Raw genomic sequence first — 18,324 nt, 5'->3', positions numbered from 1 at the left:
AGGTCATGGCACAACATGGTGCGTTAGCAACACTGAAAGACCTGGCTGAAAAAGAGGTAGATGACGCCGCTGTCTTATTAGGAGAGATGCGTCGTGGCTGTCAGCAGGCGGAAGAACAGTTAAAAATGCTGATCGATTATCAGCATGAGTATCGCAACAATCTGAATACCGATATGGGCCAGGGTATTACCAGCAATCGCTGGATTAACTACCAGCAATTTATTCAGACGCTGGAAAAAGCGATTGAGCAACACCGCCAACAGCTCAATCAGTGGACGCAAAAAGTGGACATGGCTTTGAACAGTTGGCGCGACAAAAAACAACGATTACAGGCGTGGCAGACGTTGCAGGACAGACAAACCTCGGCGGCGTTACTAGCCGAAAACCGTCTGGATCAGAAAAAAATGGATGAATTTGCTCAGCGCGCAGCTATGAGGAAACCCGAATGATTACTTTACCCCAACTGGTTACCACCGACACCGACGTAGCCGCAGGTCTTCAGTCAGGCAAAGCGGTAGATTCACCCGAGGATTTTTTAGCGCTGCTGGCTGGCGCATTAGGCGCGGGCGACGCGCAAGGTAAAGACGCACCTCTGTCGCTTGCCGACTTACAGGTGGCCAGCAGTAAGCTGCAAAAAGGGTTACTGCAAAAAAATGGCGATGCCGCGCAGTCGGTCAAATTAACCGATCTGTTGGCGCAACAGGAGCTACAAACCGAGGCTTCTCTTGCCGACATGACGGACGCTCAGCAACTGTTGTCTGCTCTCACACCTTCACTAAAAGCTAATGCCTTGACGACACTGGGCAAAGTTGCTCAGCAGGACGAAAAAAACACCACGCTGAGTGATGACGATCTCGCCAATCTGAGCGCGTTGTTCGCCATGCTGCCAGGACAACCGCTGGCTACGCCTGCCGTCGACAGCGCACCAGCCCCAGTTGATGCCACGCTTTCGGCGTTGTCACGTGGCGCTGCACACGGTGCTATCGCCGATAACGCTGGCGAATTGCTGGCGGGTGATGCCAAAAAAGGCAAAGCGGATGTCACGGTTGCTGGCGGTGGTGCAAATCAAGTAAACAATCCAACATTAACCCCGCTGACGGCGGCGGCGAACGCCAGAGCTGAAATCGACAGCACCCCGTCACCAACCAGCATTGGCATGACTGCGGCCCCGCTAAGTGGTCCGCAAACACACGCACAACCGTTACCGACGGCCGCGCCGGTGTTAAGCGCTCCGTTAGGTAGCCATGAATGGCAGCAATCGCTGAGCCAGCACGTCACATTGTTCACGCGCCAGGGCCAGCAAAGCGCAGAGCTGCGTCTGCATCCGCAGGACCTGGGTCAGGTACATATTTCCCTCAAGATGGACGACAACCTCGCACAGTTGCAAATGGTTTCACCGCACAGTCACGTGCGCGCCGCACTGGAAGCCGCATTACCGATGCTGCGTACGCAGTTGGCTGAAAGCGGGATCCAACTGGGGCAAAGCAACATCAGCAGTGAAAGCTTCGCCGGACAACAGCAGTCTTCCGGGCAGCAACAGCAGGCGGGTCGCGCTCAAGGACAAGACATTTTTGCTGCTGAAGATGACGCAATACTGGCAACCCCAGCCTCACTGCAAGCCGCTGCCCGCGGCGATGGCGCAGTAGACATCTTCGCCTAACGCCAGAGGTAGCATGATTATCCGCGTCTTTTCCACGCTTTGTCGTGGACAGGACACGGGATAATCAGCCCATAAGCTGTACCGAAACAGGAAGCCCGTATCTGATGACTGACTCCGCGATTAACAAAAAAAGTAAACGCGCTATTTGGATCCCTCTGCTGGTATTAATTACCCTCGCCGCCTGCGCAACTGCGGGTTATAGCTACTGGCGCATGCAGCAGCAGCCGTCCGCCAGCGTCAAAGCGGAACCGCCTCCACCGCCAGCCCCGGTGTTCTTTGCGCTGGATACCTTTACCGTCAATCTGGGTGATGCAGACCGTGTGCTGTATATCGGTATCACGTTGCGCATGAAAGATGAGGCGACACGTTCACGTCTTAATGAATATCTGCCGGAAGTGCGCAGCCGCTTGCTGCTGCTGTTCTCTCGTCAGAATGCAGCCACACTCGCCACCGAGGAAGGTAAGCAACAGCTGATTACCGCCATCAAAGAGACGCTGGCGACTCCGCTCGTTGTTGGGCAGCCGAAACAGGTTGTCACCGACGTTCTTTATACAGCTTTTATTCTGCGGTAAAGACATGGGCGACAGTATTCTTTCTCAGGCTGAAATCGACGCATTGCTCAACGGCGATAGCGAAACCAAAGACGAACCCATTTCAGGTATCGCAAAAGAAAGCGATATTCGTCCTTATGATCCCAACACTCAGCGTCGCGTGGTACGTGAGCGTTTACAGGCGTTGGAGATCATTAACGAACGCTTTGCGCGCCAGTTCCGTATGGGGTTATTTAACCTGTTGCGCCGTAGCCCGGATATTACCGTGGGTGCGATCCGTATCCAGCCATACCATGAATTTGCGCGCAACTTACCGGTTCCGACCAACCTGAACTTAATCCACCTGAAGCCGCTGCGCGGTACGGGTCTGGTGGTGTTCTCACCGAGTCTGGTATTTATCGCCGTAGACAACCTGTTTGGCGGTGACGGTCGTTTCCCGACGAAAGTCGAAGGTCGCGAATTTACACACACGGAACAGCGCGTTATCAACCGCATGCTGAAGCTGGCGCTGGAAAGCTATAGCGACGCGTGGAAGGCCATCAACCCACTGGAAGTGGAATACGTTCGTTCCGAGATGCAGGTGAAATTTACCAATATCACCACCTCTCCGAACGACATCGTGGTGAATACCCCGTTCCACGTTGAAATTGGCAACCTGACCGGTGAATTTAACATCTGTCTGCCATTCAGCATGATTGAACCACTGCGTGAGCTGCTGGTGAATCCGCCGCTGGAAAACTCACGTAATGAAGATCAGAACTGGCGCAATAATCTGGTGCGTCAGGTTCAGCATTCTGAGCTGGAGCTGGTGGCAAACTTTGCCGACATTCCGCTGCGGCTATCCCAGATTTTAAAACTGAAACCCGGCGATGTACTGCCGATTGAAAAACCCGACCGCATTATTGCTCATGTGGACGGCGTGCCTGTGCTGACCAGCCAGTATGGCACCGTAAACGGTCAGTATGCGTTACGCGTAGAACATCTGATAAACCCGATTTTGAATTCGCTGAATGAGGAACAGCCCAAATGAGTGATATGAATAATCCGTCCGATGAGAACACTGGCGCATTGGACGATCTGTGGGCTGACGCGTTAAACGAGCAAAAAACCACGCCCACCAAAAGTGCGGCCGATGCGGTATTCCAGCAGTTAGGTGGCGGCGACGTCAGCGGTGCTTTGCAGGACATCGACCTGATCATGGACATTCCGGTCAAGCTGACCGTCGAACTGGGCCGTACCCGCATGACCATCAAAGAGCTGCTGCGTCTGACGCAGGGTTCGGTTGTCGCACTGGATGGTCTGGCAGGCGAACCGCTGGATATTCTGATCAACGGTTATCTGATTGCGCAGGGCGAAGTCGTCGTAGTTGCGGATAAATACGGTGTGCGTATCACTGACATTATCACCCCGTCTGAACGTATGCGCCGTCTGAGCCGTTAATCATGAATACCCAGGCTACTGTTTCTCAACCCGCCGCCGTTCCCGGCTCACCGCTGGTGCAGGTAAGCGGCGCGCTGCTCGGGATCATCGTCTTGATCCTGGCGGCGGCCTGGGTCATTAAACGTCTAGGGTTTGCCCCCAAAAGTGCCGGTACGCGCGGGTTGAAAGTTACGGCCAGCACCTCACTGGGTCCACGTGAGCGCGTGGTGATTGTCGAGGTCGAAGATGCCCGTCTGGTACTTGGCGTCACAGCCTCGCAGATTAACGTCCTGCACACCCTGCCCCCGGCACCTGCCTATGCAGAAGAAAAAACGGCCTCCCCTGCGGATTTCCAGGCCATGATGAAGAGTTTGCTGAAGCGTCCTGGGAGATCCTGATGCGCTGTTTGTTATCCCTTACGCTGGCAGGCTTGTGGCTTTTCAGCCCCGTTGCCCTCGCCCAACTCCCGGGTCTGGTCAGTCAGCCGTTGCCGGGCGGCGGACAAAACTGGACGTTGCCCGTGCAGACGCTGGTGTTCATCACCTCGCTGACGTTCCTGCCTGCAATTTTACTGATGATGACCAGCTTCACCCGCATCATCATCGTTTTCGGTCTACTGCGAAATGCGCTGGGTACCCCCTCTGCACCGCCTAACCAGGTGCTCCTGGGCCTGGCGCTCTTTTTGACCTTTTTCATCATGTCGCCGGTGATCGATAAAATCTACGTTGACGCATACCAACCGTTCAGCGAAGAGAAGATCTCCATGCAGGAAGCAATGGAGAAAGGCGCCCAGCCGCTGCGTGAGTTTATGTTGCGCCAGACCCGTGAAGCCGATCTGGCACTCTTCGCGCGCTTAGCAAACAGCGGTCCGTTACAGGGACCAGAAGCCGTGCCGATGCGAATTTTGCTGCCTGCTTATGTCACCAGTGAGTTGAAAACAGCATTCCAGATAGGCTTTACCATTTTTATCCCGTTTCTGATTATCGACCTGGTGATTGCCAGCGTGCTGATGGCGCTCGGGATGATGATGGTACCGCCCGCCACAATCGCGTTGCCGTTCAAGCTGATGCTGTTTGTGTTGGTAGACGGTTGGCAGCTGCTTGTCGGCTCGCTGGCACAAAGCTTTTACAGTTAGAGGCGCGAAATGACTCCTGAATCGGTCATGATGATGGGCACAGAGGCGATGAAAGTCGCCCTGGCCCTTGCTGCGCCTTTGCTGTTGGTCGCTCTGGTCACAGGTCTTATCATCAGTATTCTGCAGGCGGCGACCCAGATTAACGAAATGACGCTGTCCTTCATCCCCAAAATTGTCGCGGTGTTTATTGCCATCATTGTTGCTGGCCCGTGGATGCTTAACCTGCTGCTCGACTACGTGCGTACGCTGTTCAGCAATATCCCCTATATCATCGGGTAGACAACGTTATGTTGCAGGTGTCCAGCGTTGAGTGGCTCCACTGGCTGAATTTATACTTCTGGCCTTTGCTGCGCATACTGGCGCTCATCTCAACGGCCCCCATCCTCAGTGAACGAGCCATCCCTAAACGGGTAAAGCTGGGGCTGGGATTGATGATTACCGTCGTTATTGCCCCGTCGATTCCCGCCGTTGACGTCCCCATCTTTTCTGTTGGCGCGCTTTGGCAGGCAATGCAACAAATCCTGATCGGTATCGCTTTAGGCTTCACCATGCAGTTTGCGTTTGCCGCAGTACGTACCGCCGGGGAATTAATTGGCCTGCAAATGGGCCTTTCCTTCGCGACGTTCTTCGATCCCGGTAGCCGTCTGAATATGCCGGTACTGGCTCGACTGATCGACATGCTCGCCATGCTGCTGTTCCTGACCTTTAACGGCCATTTATGGCTGATATCGCTGCTGGTAGATACTTTTCATACTCTGCCCATCGGCGGCAATCCGGTGAACAGCAATGCGTTTCTTGCACTGGCACGGGCGGGCAGCCTGATTTTCCTCAACGGGCTAATGCTGGCCCTACCGGTAATGACGCTGCTGCTCACGCTGAACCTCGCACTTGGTTTGTTAAATCGCATGGCGCCACAGCTGTCGGTTTTCGTCATCGGCTTTCCTCTCACTCTGACCGTAGGTATTTCACTAATGGCGGCGCTAATGCCATTAATTGCGCCATTCTGCGAACGATTATTCAGTGAAATTTTTAATTTACTGGCCGATATCGTCAGCGAAATGCCTGGAAAATAATAACCCTTATTTTTTATCCTGTTTTACTAAGGATTGTCCTAAATTTAAAAAGTGACAACATCCACCAGGATATCTCTGTCGCGGCTTATTTGTTTTTGCCTCACTCACATAACGCAACATTCACTTTACTTTAAGATGTTTCCTGGCAAATTATACGCAACTTTACGGGATAGTAAATTCGCCTGAAAAACAGCGAAAGCGTCATCTTGGGTCGTTATTATTCCGTTTAGTTGTGATGAAATAATCAGGTAAGGGGAATTATCGTTACGCATTGAGTGAGGGCATGCCATGTCAACGATTATTATGGATTTATGCAGTTACACCCGACTAGGGTTAACCGGATATCTGGTAAGTCGGGGAGTGAAAAAAAGGGAAATCAACAACATTTCCAACGTTGATGAACTCAGTCTCGCCTGTGTCTCTCAACAACCTGCTGTGGTGTTTATTAATGAGGACTGCTTTATCCACGATCCTGCTAATAGCCAGCAAATAAAGCAAATCATTAATCAGCATCCCAGCACATTATTTATTGTGTTTATGGCAATTGCCAACGTGCATTTTGATGAATATCTACTCGTCAGAAAAAATTTATTGATTAGTTCTAAATCGATTAAACCTGACTCACTGGATAAACTACTTGGCGATATTCTGAAAAAGGAAGTAGATATTGCTATTGATGTGAATCTGCCGACATTATCATTAAGTCGAACCGAATCCAGCATGCTGCGTATGTGGATGGAGGGTCAGGGAACAATACAGATATCAGATCAAATGAATATCAAAGCCAAGACGGTGTCATCCCATAAGGGGAATATAAAACGAAAGATTAAAACGCATAATAAGCAAGTTATCTATCACGTTGTGAGGCTTACGGATAACGTCACCAATGGTATCTTTGTGAATATGCGCTAAGACGTTCTGACTGGTGGCGACTCCACCAGTCAGAATCAAACAGCAGAACTCATGTCACTCCACTTTTTCCACAAAGATACCATCCTGATGACCTGATTCATTAAAGAACCAGATACCGAGCGGGTAGTCTTCCAGCGAAACCAGGTACATGGTGCCTTCACTAAACTCTTCGATTGCCAGTACCACGCCCGGTCGACGAGGACCGCCGTCCGTTTTGACTGTGACCCGATCATTCACCTTCATAGTTTTCCTCCTGTGGCTTTGTGCCAGTGTAGAACAAATTCCTTTTTCTGGCAGCGCTGTGCACGCGCGATTGCGGGTTTTATCGACGGTCTATACTTAAGTTGTGCGTATCTGATGTTTGGGTACGCTCCCCCGGTATCCTTAACGGTTGAGAGGTATGAGGATGAAAACCGCGAAAGAGTACAGCGATACGGCCAAACGTGAAGTCAGCGTCGATGTCGACGCGCTGCTAAAGGCAATCAACGAAATCTGCGAGAGTGAAATTCATCGTAGCCAGGATGACCCGGAGCGCGTCAGCGTTGACGGGCGTGATTACCATACATGGCATGAACTGGCCGATGCGTTCGAGCTTGATATCCATGACTTTAGCGTGTCGGAGATCAATCGCTGACTGAGGGCGAAAAAAATCCCGGCCCTTATCGGGTCGGGATCAAGCTTGCTTATGCAAGAAGCACTTGTAAATTCGTTACACCAGAAAATCTGATGTGAACCAAACCTTATCTGCAATTTTTTTGCCTGACAAGTAAATAATTCTCACCGGAATGATAAATATAACTAATGGGTGAGAGATCACCAGGTTACGGTCGAGCCAAATGTTCAGGCATCCTGGGAGAGCTGTCTTCGCTCGCCAGGCACCACCAGTTCATCTTCACGGAATGCTTCCCGTTTAACGCCAAAGCCGTCGTACCAGCGACACTCCACCATTCCGCTGGCATACCCGGTAACGATCATACGTGGGCCACCCTCTTTGGAGGTGACTTCCTCACTGACAGAAAAGACCATACCTGCCTCCTGTATCAAGAGAAACCTTTACACCTTAGATGACAAAGAGGCGTTTTGCGTAATCAGTCCTGTAACAATTAGTGCGAAACTCCGCGCACTCTGGCGACAGCTTTTACCAGCAGAACGACAATCCCACCGATGATAAAGCCGAGCACCAGGTTAAGCAGGGTCGGAAGCATTAGCGAAATCAATGTACTTTGCTGCTGAGCAAAATGTTCAATCGCATGATGCAGCGGCGATATTCCGTGTACCACAATGCCGCCTCCCACTAAAAACATCGCCAGCGTGCCGACCACAGAAAGTGTTTTCATAAGCCAGGGGGCAACCACCAGCAACCCTTTGCCCAGCGACTGGGCAAGCAGGCTACGCTTTTCTGCCAACCAGTACCCAATGTCGTCAAGCTTAACGATAATCCCAACCAGGCCATACACGCCCACGGTCACCACTAACGCGATACCAGATAGTACCAACACCTGATTCAGCAAGGGCGCGTCCGCGACAATACCCAGCGTAATTGCGACAATCTCGGCAGACAAAATGAAGTCGGTACGTATTGCCCCTTTGATTTTATCTTTCTCAAAGGTGAGTGGATCCTGTGCGGCCAGAGCAGTCAGACGCTGCTGACGCTCTTCCGGGCTTTCTTTGTGCTTACGCGCCTCCAGGGTATGCAGAACCTTTTCCACCCCTTCAAAACAGAGAAACGCACCGCCTACCATTAATAAGGGGGTGATCGCCCAAGGAATAAATGCGCTTATCAATAATGCCAACGGCACCAGAATAACTTTGTTAACAAACGATCCTTTCGCCACGCTCCAGACTACCGGGAGTTCACGGTTAGCCCGCACGCCCGACACCTGCTGCGCATTAAGCGACAGATCATCCCCCAGCACGCCCGCGGTTTTTTTCGCGGCCAGTTTTCCCATCACTGAAATATCATCCAGCAGCGTGGCGATATCATCGAGTAAGGTCAGTAAGCTACTTCCTGCCAAAATTTTCACCCTCAATATTATTTTTTTGCAGTCATAAGTATGAAGTAAAACACGCCATGCTGAAACTGACCTTTCTGGTCAACAAGTTTTTAACATCAACACGTAATTATAAATCTCGCCAGTAAGATAGTTTTGACGTTTACTATGTTGCACCTTTTTATTTCCACCGTGAGGGATTATGCGTTTCAGGCAATTGTTACCGCTTTTCAGTGCGCTATTCGCGCTGTACATCATTTGGGGTTCCACGTACTTCGTTATTCGCATTGGCGTTGAAAGCTGGCCGCCGTTAATGATGGCAGCCGTACGTTTTCTCTCCGCGGGAATTTTATTAACAAGTTTCTTACTTATTCGTGGGCATAAGCTGCCCCCCTTACGCCTAATCTTGAACGCCGCGCTAATTGGTATCCTGCTGCTGGCTGTGGGTAATGGGCTGGTCACCGTCGCAGAACATCAAAATGTCCCTTCTGGTATTGCCGCCGTGGTGGTCGCCACCGTCCCGCTATTTACGCTGTGTTTTAGCCACTTTTTTGGCATCAAAACGCGCAAGCTGGAATGGTTGGGGATAGCGATTGGGCTAGCAGGGATCATCATGCTAAACAGCGGAGGCAATTTAAGTGGCAATCCGTGGGGCGCTATTTTAATCCTGATCGGTTCGATAAGCTGGGCGTTTGGCTCAGTGTACGGTTCACGCATTACGCTACCCGTTGGCATGATGGCCGGAGCCATTGAAATGTTAGCCGCCGGTATTGTACTGATGTGCGCATCGTTACTCTCCGGGGAAAAACTGACCACCATGCCAACATTTTCAGGCTTTATGGCGGTGGCTTACCTGGCCCTGTTTGGTTCCATTATTGCCATTAATGCGTATATGTTCCTGATCCGCAATGTCAGCCCGGCGCTAGCCACCAGCTATGCCTACGTCAATCCGGTTGTTGCCGTGCTGTTAGGTACCGGTCTGGGGGGAGAAAGACTGGCTCCTATCGAATGGCTGGCACTCGGCGTGATCGTGTTTGCTGTGGTGCTGGTGACGTTGGGGAAATACCTGTTCCCTGTTAAAGCGGATGCCGTTGCTACCCCGTCGGAAAAAACGTTACAGTAAATGAATACCGAGAGTGTCGATCTGCGCGGTGTCACCACCGCCGCAGATCCACTCGATGACACGTTCAGATAACGCTTCATCGTCCAGCTTTTCGCGACCACGCAGGGCACACTCCCAGACAATCAGTACGCGCCAGCCCAGAACCTGCAACTTTTCACAATCCCGCGCATCGCGCTGGACATTTTTGCCTATTTTTTCCAGCCAGAATTCCGTTCGTGTCGCGGGGACTTTAAACAAATAGCAATCGTGGTGGTGCCAGAAACAGCCGTGAGTAAAAATCACACAATGATAATCATCCACCACAAAATCGGGGCGACCGGGTAACGTCCCATCCTGCACGCGAAACGTTACCCCCTGCTCTGTCAGCACGCTGGCAAGGCGTTTTTCAATTGCGGTATCGCGGGTAGCTATCGCCCGCATATTTTTACTGCGTATTGCTTTATCGTGAACGTCCGCCACGCTGATTCTCTTTCTCGCGAATAGCAACTGCCTGCCTGATTTTCGGCTCCAGCAGCCTGGCCACCGCCGCAAATGCCGGAACGACCACCGAATTACCAAACTGGCGATAAGCCTGGGTATCCGACACGGGGATCCTGAACTGATAGCCCTGCGGAGATTCAAACCCCATCAGACGCGCGCACTCTCTGGGCGTAAGTCTGCGTGGGCGGTGTCGCTGATTCTGCGGATCGTCAAAATCTTTTTCACCCAGCGCCATATCCCAGCCACGGTCAATCAGGATCTCCGCCCCATCCTTATAATAACGCGCAGATAATGTGCGCGTTACGCTATCAGGGTTACCGGGATACACCATGCCATAGCCAAATCCATTGCCCCGCGCCTGATGCTTTTTCGCATAGCGATAGAGGTATTTCCACAGCACCGGCGTCAGCACATATTTCGCATCGACGGTCGGCTCAAGCAGTTCCGCCAGCGTGGTACGCCGCGGCGGATAACGCGTGACGATATCCCGCAGCGTGAAGTCTGATTTCAGATTTAGATCGCGTCGGAAGCCGACAAGCACGATACGTTCGCGATGCTGAGGCAAAAAATGTTGCCCATCGATAATTTTCGGATCGTCCGGACCGTTATCCGCCGCATCCGCCACGTCATAACCCAGCTCGTCCAGCGTTTGCATAATGATGCGAAACGTTTTGCCCTGATCGTGACTCTTCAGGTTTTTGACGTTTTCGAGCACAAATATGGCTGGCCGACGCGCATCGATAATGCGCACCACGTCAAAAAATAGCGTGCCTTGCGTATCACAGGCGAAACCATGGGCCCGCCCTAACGCGTTTTTCTTTGATACACCAGCCAGAGAAAATGGCTGGCAAGGGAATCCGGCCAACAGCACGTCGTGTTCAGGAACATGCTGGCGAATATGTTCTGCCGCCTGCTGGTCACTCACCCCGTCATGATGGCTGAGTGTGATATCACGAATATCTTCATTAAAGCGGTGTTGGAGCGGATCGCAGTAGTTGTTCGCTTTATAGGTGCGCACCGCATGCTTGTTCCACTCACTGGTAAACACGCACTGCCCGCCAATCGCTTCAAAGCCGCGACGAATACCGCCAATGCCAGCAAAAAGATCGATAAAGCGAAAGGCATAGTGCGGATGATGCGCAGGTGGTTTCGGCAACAAAGTATTCAGATGAATGAGCTCCCGGTCGCTGAGGCGATGCCATGTTTCATTAGCAACCACTCGCTTAAAGATGGCCGGGCTCCAGCGGTTCTCGCCAACGCCATTCAGATGAGCAACCAGCGTTTTCACGTCATATATTTCAAGCAACTTGGCCAACATCACCTGCACGTCGGTCTCGTTTTCATCTGTCATCGGGTTCATGGAGCCTGCTACTGAAAAATTATCCTGCATACATTTAACCGGCAGAAATGGATAACCGACAGATTAACATAAATTAGCACGGTTGACGTTTCAGCCGTATTGACGACTAGCGCGCTTTAAAGGGTTGAATCGCGTCAAGATCCAGCATTTCGTATTCTCCTTTTAACTCCGCACTCAGCTTCGCCATATACGTCAGTAAAAAATCCGCATTATGTTGTGCCAAATGCCGCCCTCGTTCGGTTTGCATCGTCAACGGCAACGTCAATAACTTGGTCTGGAAGTGATCGAGCGCGTACTGTTTATCGTCAAGGCTACGCTTGCGGGCAAACGGATCTTCCGCATCAAACAGCGCAACCCCTAACGCCCCTGAAACGGCAAATACGCGCGCTAAACCAATTGCACCCAGCGCCTCAAGCCGGTCTGCATCCTGCACGATTTTCGCTTCAAGGGTTTCTGGCGCGATTTTGGCGCTAAAACTGTGCGCCTCAATGGCATGACACACTGCCGATAACCGCTGTCGTGGAAAATCCGGAAAATCGCGCATCAAAACGCGACGTGTTTCCAGAGCTGCCAGTACCGACGAACGATAACGCTCAGGATGGTTCTTCGGCAGGCTGACGAGATCGTGGAAGTAGCATGCGGTCAGCACCACCAGCCAGTCCACGGGGGCATCTGTACCCAGCTTTTGCGCCGTCATCCACACACGTCGAAAGTGAAAGATGTCATGTGCAGCATCTTGTCCGGAATGGTTATCAGCTAACCAGGCTTCAAATTGCGACTGCCAGTCGTGCAGTTCCATGCTATCTCCCTTTGTAGAAAGAAAATCACCTTAGCAACAATTATCATTGCAAACCACTGCCTGCCCCATCACATAATTATTTTTTATTATCACACCGAAAACAAAACCCTCATGAATTTATAAAACCCAAAATCTCAATATCGACAAATATATTATATGAATAACAAAAACAAATTCTCATGACAAATAAAATGCACTCCAAAAATAAATAATGCACCATACATAATATATTGATTAAAATGATTTATTTTACAAATGACAATGTAATACACATACATTCAAAGTTATAAAAAGGCACTTAAGAAACATTTGGAAATATTTTAAATACATTTGTTACATGTTATATTTTAAATTAAATGAACTTCATAGATAGTATCCAAATGTAGTCACTCGGATAGTACTACATATTCATTTTAATTATCATGCAAAGGGAATACATAATGAAAAGAAAAGTATTGGCACTGCTTCTCCCTGCTTTATTAGCTGCAGGCGCAGCAAATGCGGCTGAAATCTATAATAAGAACGGCAATAAACTGGATCTGTACGGTAAAGTCGATGGTCTGCGTTATTTCTCTGATAACCCTGGCGACGATGGCGATCAGACCTATGCCCGTCTGGGTTTTAAGGGCGAAACACAGATTAATGAGATGCTGACTGGCTATGGCCAGTGGGAATATAACATTAAGGCCAACACAGCTGAAGGTGAAGGCGCAAATTCTGCGACCCGTCTGGCCTTTGCCGGTTTAGGTTTTGGCCAAAACGGTACTTTCGACTACGGTCGTAACTATGGCGTGGTCTACGACATTGAAGCCTGGACCGATATGCTGCCGGAATTCGGTGGCGATAGCTACACCCAGACCGACGTCTATATGACTGGTCGTACCAACGGCGTGGCCACCTACCGCAATAATGGTTTCTTTGGCCAGGCTGATGGCCTGAACTTCGCCCTGCAATATCAAGGTAATAATGAAAAGGCTGGTTCAGGCGAAGGTACCGGTAATGCTGACGGTCGGAAACTGACACGTGAAAATGGTGACGGTTTCGGTATGTCAACGTCCTATGACTTCGACTTCGGTTTAAGTCTTGGTGCGGCGTACTCCAGTTCTGACCGTTCTAACAATCAGGTAGCTGCTGGCCGTGGCGATCGTAGCTATGCTAATAAATATGCTGGTGGTGAAACAGCGGATGCTTGGACCGTGGGTGCCAAATACGACGCCTATAACGTATACCTGGCAGCAATGTATGCAGAAACCCGCAATATGACCGCTTACGGTGATGGCGGTATTGCCAACAAAACCCAGAACTTTGAAGTTGTTGCACAATACCAGTTTGACTTTGGTCTGCGTCCTTCCGTTGCATTCCTGCAATCTAAAGGCGTCGATTTAGGCGGCTGGGATCATCATAGCAATGGCACCCCGCGCTACACCGACAAAGACCTGGTAAAATATGTTGATGTGGGCATGACGTACTATTTCAACAAAAACATGTCCACCTATGTCGATTATAAAATCAACCTGCTGGACGAAGACGACAGCTTCTATGAAAGCAATGGTATCGCAACTGACGACATCGTTGCCGTTGGTTTAGTCTACCAGTTCTAATTGACGCAAAAACAAGCAAGCCCGCTTCATATGAAGCGGGCTTTTTATTTATACGAAACGTATTTTTTTATCACACGGGCATTACAACGATAAACTTGTGAGGATACTCAAAGAAAAAAACATCCATGAGAACTGTCGTTGAAAGCGAGGCGTGCAAGTGCTTGAATAGTGGCGGAGAGAGGGGGATTTGAACCCCCGGTAGAGTTGCCCCTACTCCGGTTTTCGAGACCGATTTCATTGGTAATATTTTCAATAACTTAACTTTTCTTGCTGGTATATCCACAATATTTCCACTTCATAAAATTCAACTAGTTACGCGTTTATCCATACTTAATATACCAACACTTTCTGAGCTAAAACCTATACTTCAAAGTACAACCTAGAGGTGAGACTGTGTGGAAGATATTCCCAGTCAATGACGCGTGAAGCCTAACTCGGCCAGCTCTCTGATGAAGCCGAACATGACATTACATACAATTTTGAACCAACTCGCAGATTGAATGCGGCAAGATATCAAAATCCTTCTGCAGTTAAATTTATATAGCTCGCGGTTACACGTGTTATATAGAATGCGAAAACAATGAAAATAAAGTGTTAAATGTTAAGGCAAATTGGCATCCTCGACTAATTTTGTCAATTTATCTATAGATAGTGGCTTTGAGTAATACCACCCTTGGACACCGCACTCAGGGAACATTTCAGTTAAATATTTCACCTGAGTTGATGTTTCTACACCTTCGAAAACAACTTTGTGAGTTATATCTTTAAAAATCTCCACCAACCCTGACAATACATTATTATTTATAGAGCATTCATCGATAGAATCTGTAATTGATTTATCAATTTTAATTTCATCTATTTGTAAATTTGATAGCCAGTTTAAATTTGAATGACCAGTCCCGAAATCATCAATAGCTATTGATATACCTTTATTATTAAATAAAGAAATAACCTTTTGGAGGGAATTTATTTCCGCGCTCTGCCTTTCTGTTAACTCCATCATTATCATACCAGGTTTTATATTTGATTCATCAATCATCTGAAACACTTTTTCTTGAAATGATTCCGACAGAAGGTCTTGAGAACTAACATTAATGCTTATAAAAATATCAAATTCCTCAGAAAGAGACATGGTTTGCTTTACTGCCATTCGAAATACAAAATCACTTATTTCCTGGATTAAACCATGCTTCTCTGCAATAGGGATAAAAATATCAGGAGGAATGCTACCAATATCATGATCATCCCATCTAATTAGTGCTTCCACACCAATAATTTTTCCGGTTTTTATTTTATAAATAGGTTGATACACAAGATATAATGATTCGCTTCTTATCGCATTTTTTAATCTTGAAACTAATGATTGCTTACGTGCAACTCTTTGATTATAAAAACCACCCAGAAGAACACCGGTTACAATAGATGTAAAGGAAATCAACAACATCGTTAGCCAACTATCGAAACTCATCCACGGAAATTTAACTCCCCCCATGACACAGACATTATTATTTTTATTACAGCTTTGCGTGGTAATAAGTCCTAGTTGGTAGGATTTATCATGCTGAGCCTCTTCAAGAAGATCGACCTGCTCACCAAGTTTGAACAAATGAAGCGAATGATCTCTGTCACCTACAATTGCAGAAAACCCCTTCTCTTCATGGTCTGTAACAAATCTATTAAATGCAAATGGTGAAATCGTTATGGCTAATTTTTGATTGCTTAGCAAATCAGCTTTTACATTATTTTCCAGTAACACACCAAAAAACCAAGTTACATTGTCCTTTTCAACTTTTCTATCATAGATATTGAGAAGCAATGGTGCTGGCAACACTCCCCATAAAGCACTACATATGACTGCACCATTTGAAATAAATGATATATCTTTTATAAGAGCATAGGGCCATAAGGCCACTCTTAGAGCATGAAGTTGTAGTTCACTACAAGGACTATAAGCATTAAATATTTCATAACTATCATTTATTTTATCAATCTGCTGAATGAGACTAACGCTTCTATTCAAAACTCGTTCTGTATATGATGCAATCCTCTCCTTGTATATATAATACATTGAAATCTCAGACAATGAGAAAAAAATAAAAAATGAAAACGTGATTGATATCACATAAGGCTTAATTCGTTTTAAATTGTGGTTATTCTTCACACCGACCTCTTTATATGCCTGACCCTATGTAACAACATACATTCTACTATCTGTCGTGAATCTAATACATACAGTTAAAACAGATTATCGGCTAAAACAAATATTTCTTTATGTTTTTTATTAGAAAAGAACGTTATAAAATAACGCAAAACCACATCCAAGTTAGATTTGTGTTTGCATTTTAGCCAAATAAGTGGCACTTCATCTTGTATTCATAGGTCTAATGTAAAGGATGTAATTCTAAGGGAAATAAGTGTGAAACCGCGCCTTTTCCCGATACTGGTACTTGGGTAAAACCGATGATGACACTGCCGGCGATCAACACCGACGCCAGCAAGCATGAGAAGGAACAGATAAGCCGTACTGTTCAGGAAATGTTTGAAGAGTCTGATATGTGGCTGGTTTCAGATTAAACGCCTTGAACCGTCATATTGCTTAAGTACAATCCGCCGTGACTGGCAATCATTCAATACTCGCACTATCGGACGTGAGCCAGTCAGCCGCAGTCATGCTCTTGCATACGGCATGGTTGCGGCAGCTTCACCGCCCCACTCCTGTTAGGGATTTCATCTCAGTTTTTAGCTCTTCAATTTCCACCATCAATGCCAGTATCGCCTCATGATGGAGTGCAGCTGATACTCCACTGGTATCGACCGACAGGACGTTTTCAACTTCTTTTCCATCTTCCATAGTCATGGACTGTCCAAAATCATGAACAGCCTCCGGGAATACCTCCTGAACCTCCTGCGCTATAAAACCAAAGCCGGTTACACCTGAGTCAAGACGTGTCCACGAACAGCCTCTGATTTTCTTCATGGCAACAAGTGGATCCAGGATTGGTTTGATGTCTTTCTTAATCCTGCTGTCACTGTTATTTACCCAGGTTCCGGTTGCCTGTCCGTTGCGGTTGAATATCCAGTTAACGTTTGCGCCTGGTGCATCGATGCCGATCGTCACTGACTGAACTTCATAATCAGTCGTAGTGTATTGCGACAAAATCCATCCCTGTGAATTGGGTCGCTTCATAGACATGCCGCCAAAATGCGTACCCACTGTTCCAGGGTTGTATGTCAATAACTGGGTTGTATGGCCGTAACTATTATCCAGGGCAAAGAAATCACCCTTTACGACACCAGACGTCTTGCCGTTCACTGTGTTAAGTCGGAGGTCATCACCGGCTGCTACAGTTCCTGTGACTGTTCCGATGTTTCTTGTCGAGCTATTACCTAAACCGAGATTAGTACGAGCCTCTTCTTTGGTTTTTCCCCCCGTGCCGCCCTGCTTAACGGGAACCGCACCATCCGATTTTGTCGCCATGTTATCTGCCAGATATTTCCATGACGGCCCGGTAAACTCCGAATTATCAGGAAGCCTGACAGTAATATTGCCGTTCGCAGAGAATAAAAGTTGCCAGTTCTGTTTGTCGTAATTAAGTCCGCGCAGGGCTTCTGCACTTTGTGCCACCAGCGCAGCGGTAACCATATTCAGCGCCATACGAGGAACCGCTGACCAGGCAGCGCCAGACTGTGTTGGCCCGGTGAAATTGCTGACCAGCGTCAATGCTGTACCGCTTTCCACTGATTTAACCGGGAGCGTATAGGGAATACCACCGACAGTGACAACAATAAAATCTCCGGCCGCCACCTCGGTAGTAAACGCGGTCCCGCTGCCATCGACCGCAGCAGAATTATTCGTCAGGGTTAAGGTTCCTGCTGACATGGATATCTCCTGAATTCAGATAATAAAAAACCCGCCGGAGCGGGTTATTTTTGGTATTTCATTGAGGACAATTCGAACTGGTGAAGTTATTTTTATTCACCCATCGCCAGTTAAAGGGATAACCGGCCCTGTACTCAGTCTGATTAACAACTTTTCGCACACCGTAAATTTGCACTGACTGGGGCTGTCCACCAAGCACTAACTCAGCCTGACAAACCGGTTTCTGTTTCTCCAGAACAGGTCCTGAACAGGCTGAAAGCACCAGGCAGACAATAACTGGAATAATTATATTTTTCATTTCGACACCAGAGTTAATTATTTAAACAAAAAATAACCAATG

At 48.3% G+C, this 18,324-nt stretch carries 21 protein-coding genes, 1 tRNA gene and 2 pseudogenes; 14 read left to right on the top strand and 10 right to left on the bottom strand.

All coding sequences use genetic code 11. From position 1 onward, the window contains the following. The first annotated feature begins 5 nt into the window (after positions 1-5). The 10 genes and pseudogenes from fliJ (at position 6) to rcsA (ending at position 6,750) form a co-directional block, all read left to right on the top strand. Positions 6-449: a flagellar export protein FliJ gene (fliJ, locus tag OGY18_RS25710; protein ID WP_003834052.1), complete on the top strand. Its 444-nt coding sequence runs from the start codon at positions 6-8 to the stop codon at positions 447-449. Continuing rightward, on the top strand, positions 446-1,660 hold the full coding sequence (gene fliK, locus OGY18_RS25705; RefSeq protein WP_286554824.1) for a flagellar hook length control protein FliK: 1,215 nt from the start codon (positions 446-448) through the stop codon (positions 1,658-1,660). The genes fliJ and fliK overlap by 4 nt, the downstream gene beginning before the upstream one ends. 104 nt (positions 1,661-1,764) lie before the next feature. Continuing rightward, complete coding sequence (fliL, locus tag OGY18_RS25700; protein ID WP_003834054.1) at positions 1,765-2,232, top strand: flagellar basal body-associated protein FliL; 468 nt, start codon at positions 1,765-1,767, stop codon at positions 2,230-2,232. A gap of 4 nt (positions 2,233-2,236) precedes the next feature. Beyond that, the gene (fliM, locus tag OGY18_RS25695) at positions 2,237-3,241 is read left to right on the top strand and encodes a flagellar motor switch protein FliM (RefSeq protein ID WP_003030434.1); all 1,005 of its coding nucleotides are present in this window, start codon (positions 2,237-2,239) and stop codon (positions 3,239-3,241) included. Beyond that, positions 3,238-3,651 carry a flagellar motor switch protein FliN gene (gene fliN / locus OGY18_RS25690; protein WP_003030433.1) on the top strand — a complete coding sequence of 138 codons (414 nt, stop codon included), beginning with the start codon at positions 3,238-3,240 and terminating at the stop codon, positions 3,649-3,651. Before fliM ends, fliN begins: the two co-directional genes overlap by 4 nt. Beyond that, positions 3,651-4,028 carry a flagellar biosynthetic protein FliO gene (gene fliO / locus OGY18_RS25685; RefSeq protein WP_286554921.1) on the top strand — a complete coding sequence of 126 codons (378 nt, stop codon included), beginning with the start codon at positions 3,651-3,653 and terminating at the stop codon, positions 4,026-4,028. Before fliN ends, fliO begins: the two co-directional genes overlap by 1 nt. Further along, positions 4,028-4,765 (top strand): flagellar type III secretion system pore protein FliP, encoded by a 738-nt coding sequence (gene fliP, locus OGY18_RS25680; protein ID WP_164562644.1) that lies wholly within the window; start codon positions 4,028-4,030, stop codon positions 4,763-4,765. The genes fliO and fliP overlap by 1 nt, the downstream gene beginning before the upstream one ends. A gap of 9 nt (positions 4,766-4,774) precedes the next feature. After that, positions 4,775-5,044, top strand: a complete 270-nt coding sequence (gene fliQ / locus OGY18_RS25675) for a flagellar biosynthesis protein FliQ (protein WP_003030425.1) — start codon at positions 4,775-4,777, stop codon at positions 5,042-5,044. A gap of 8 nt (positions 5,045-5,052) precedes the next feature. Further along, positions 5,053-5,893, top strand: a pseudogene (gene fliR, locus OGY18_RS25670) (flagellar biosynthetic protein FliR). 233 nt (positions 5,894-6,126) lie between these two features. Further along, the gene (gene rcsA, locus OGY18_RS25665) at positions 6,127-6,750 is read left to right on the top strand and encodes a transcriptional regulator RcsA (protein WP_003030421.1); all 624 of its coding nucleotides are present in this window, start codon (positions 6,127-6,129) and stop codon (positions 6,748-6,750) included. A gap of 54 nt (positions 6,751-6,804) precedes the next feature. On the opposite strand, the gene dsrB is transcribed toward rcsA, so the two are convergent. Then, positions 6,805-6,993 carry a protein DsrB gene (gene dsrB / locus OGY18_RS25660; RefSeq protein WP_003030419.1) on the bottom strand — a complete coding sequence of 63 codons (189 nt, stop codon included), beginning with the start codon at positions 6,991-6,993 and terminating at the stop codon, positions 6,805-6,807. A 163-nt stretch (positions 6,994-7,156) separates the two neighbouring features. Between dsrB and yodD the strand changes: the two genes are divergently transcribed. After that, a complete protein-coding gene (yodD, locus tag OGY18_RS25655; protein WP_003030417.1) occupies positions 7,157-7,384 on the top strand; it encodes a YodD family peroxide/acid resistance protein in 228 nt (75 codons plus the stop codon). Positions 7,385-7,590: 206 nt separating this feature from the next. Here the strand turns inward: yodD and OGY18_RS25650 are convergent, their stop codons facing one another. Further along, the gene (locus tag OGY18_RS25650) at positions 7,591-7,776 is read right to left on the bottom strand and encodes a YodC family protein (protein ID WP_003834060.1); all 186 of its coding nucleotides are present in this window, start codon (positions 7,774-7,776) and stop codon (positions 7,591-7,593) included. 77 nt (positions 7,777-7,853) lie between these two features. Continuing rightward, the gene (locus tag OGY18_RS25645) at positions 7,854-8,765 is read right to left on the bottom strand and encodes a DUF808 domain-containing protein (RefSeq protein ID WP_003834061.1); all 912 of its coding nucleotides are present in this window, start codon (positions 8,763-8,765) and stop codon (positions 7,854-7,856) included. Positions 8,766-8,943: 178 nt separating this feature from the next. Here OGY18_RS25645 and yedA point away from each other — a divergent pair, with 178 nt between their 5' ends. Continuing rightward, entirely contained in the window at positions 8,944-9,864 is a 921-nt protein-coding gene (yedA, locus tag OGY18_RS25640) for a drug/metabolite exporter YedA (protein ID WP_003834062.1), read from the top strand. On the opposite strand, the gene OGY18_RS25635 is transcribed toward yedA, so the two are convergent. From OGY18_RS25635 to OGY18_RS25625, 3 genes are all read right to left on the bottom strand, one after another. Continuing rightward, positions 9,856-10,323: a very short patch repair endonuclease gene (locus OGY18_RS25635; RefSeq protein WP_149282124.1), complete on the bottom strand. Its 468-nt coding sequence runs from the start codon at positions 10,321-10,323 to the stop codon at positions 9,856-9,858. The two genes, yedA and OGY18_RS25635, sit on opposite strands and share 9 nt — an antisense overlap. After that, the gene (locus OGY18_RS25630) at positions 10,304-11,734 is read right to left on the bottom strand and encodes a DNA cytosine methyltransferase (RefSeq protein ID WP_032934488.1); all 1,431 of its coding nucleotides are present in this window, start codon (positions 11,732-11,734) and stop codon (positions 10,304-10,306) included. The genes OGY18_RS25635 and OGY18_RS25630 overlap by 20 nt, the downstream gene beginning before the upstream one ends. A 76-nt stretch (positions 11,735-11,810) precedes the next feature. Next, positions 11,811-12,503, bottom strand: coding sequence for a phosphohydrolase (locus OGY18_RS25625; RefSeq protein WP_286554820.1), 693 nt, complete (start codon positions 12,501-12,503; stop codon positions 11,811-11,813). Positions 12,504-12,943: 440 nt separating this feature from the next. Between OGY18_RS25625 and ompC the strand changes: the two genes are divergently transcribed. After that, a complete protein-coding gene (ompC, locus tag OGY18_RS25620) occupies positions 12,944-14,104 on the top strand; it encodes a porin OmpC (RefSeq protein WP_063940436.1) in 1,161 nt (386 codons plus the stop codon). Positions 14,105-14,273: 169 nt separating this feature from the next. Here the strand turns inward: ompC and OGY18_RS25615 are convergent. Together OGY18_RS25615 and OGY18_RS25610 are read right to left on the bottom strand one after the other, a co-directional pair. Beyond that, positions 14,274-14,396 (bottom strand) — tRNA-OTHER (locus tag OGY18_RS25615). Positions 14,397-14,705: 309 nt separating this feature from the next. Continuing rightward, positions 14,706-16,265, bottom strand: coding sequence for an EAL domain-containing protein (locus tag OGY18_RS25610; protein ID WP_149281922.1), 1,560 nt, complete (start codon positions 16,263-16,265; stop codon positions 14,706-14,708). A gap of 269 nt (positions 16,266-16,534) precedes the next feature. On the opposite strand from OGY18_RS25610, the pseudogene OGY18_RS25605 reads away from it, so the two are divergent. Then, positions 16,535-16,678: pseudogene (locus tag OGY18_RS25605) on the top strand (DinI-like family protein); the annotation flags it as partial. Positions 16,679-16,805: 127 nt separating this feature from the next. Here the strand turns inward: OGY18_RS25605 and OGY18_RS25600 are convergent. Further along, a complete protein-coding gene (locus OGY18_RS25600; protein WP_286554816.1) occupies positions 16,806-17,984 on the bottom strand; it encodes a tail fiber domain-containing protein in 1,179 nt (392 codons plus the stop codon). Between the two features lie 58 nt (positions 17,985-18,042). After that, a complete protein-coding gene (cor, locus tag OGY18_RS25595; protein ID WP_088732108.1) occupies positions 18,043-18,282 on the bottom strand; it encodes a phage exclusion lipoprotein Cor in 240 nt (79 codons plus the stop codon). Positions 18,283-18,324: the final 42 nt, after the last annotated feature.

The sequence above is a fragment of the Citrobacter sp. Cpo142 genome, from assembly GCF_030332425.1.
Lineage (GTDB): Bacteria > Pseudomonadota > Gammaproteobacteria > Enterobacterales > Enterobacteriaceae > Citrobacter > Citrobacter portucalensis.
This window is presented reverse-complemented; position numbering and strand designations above follow the sequence as displayed.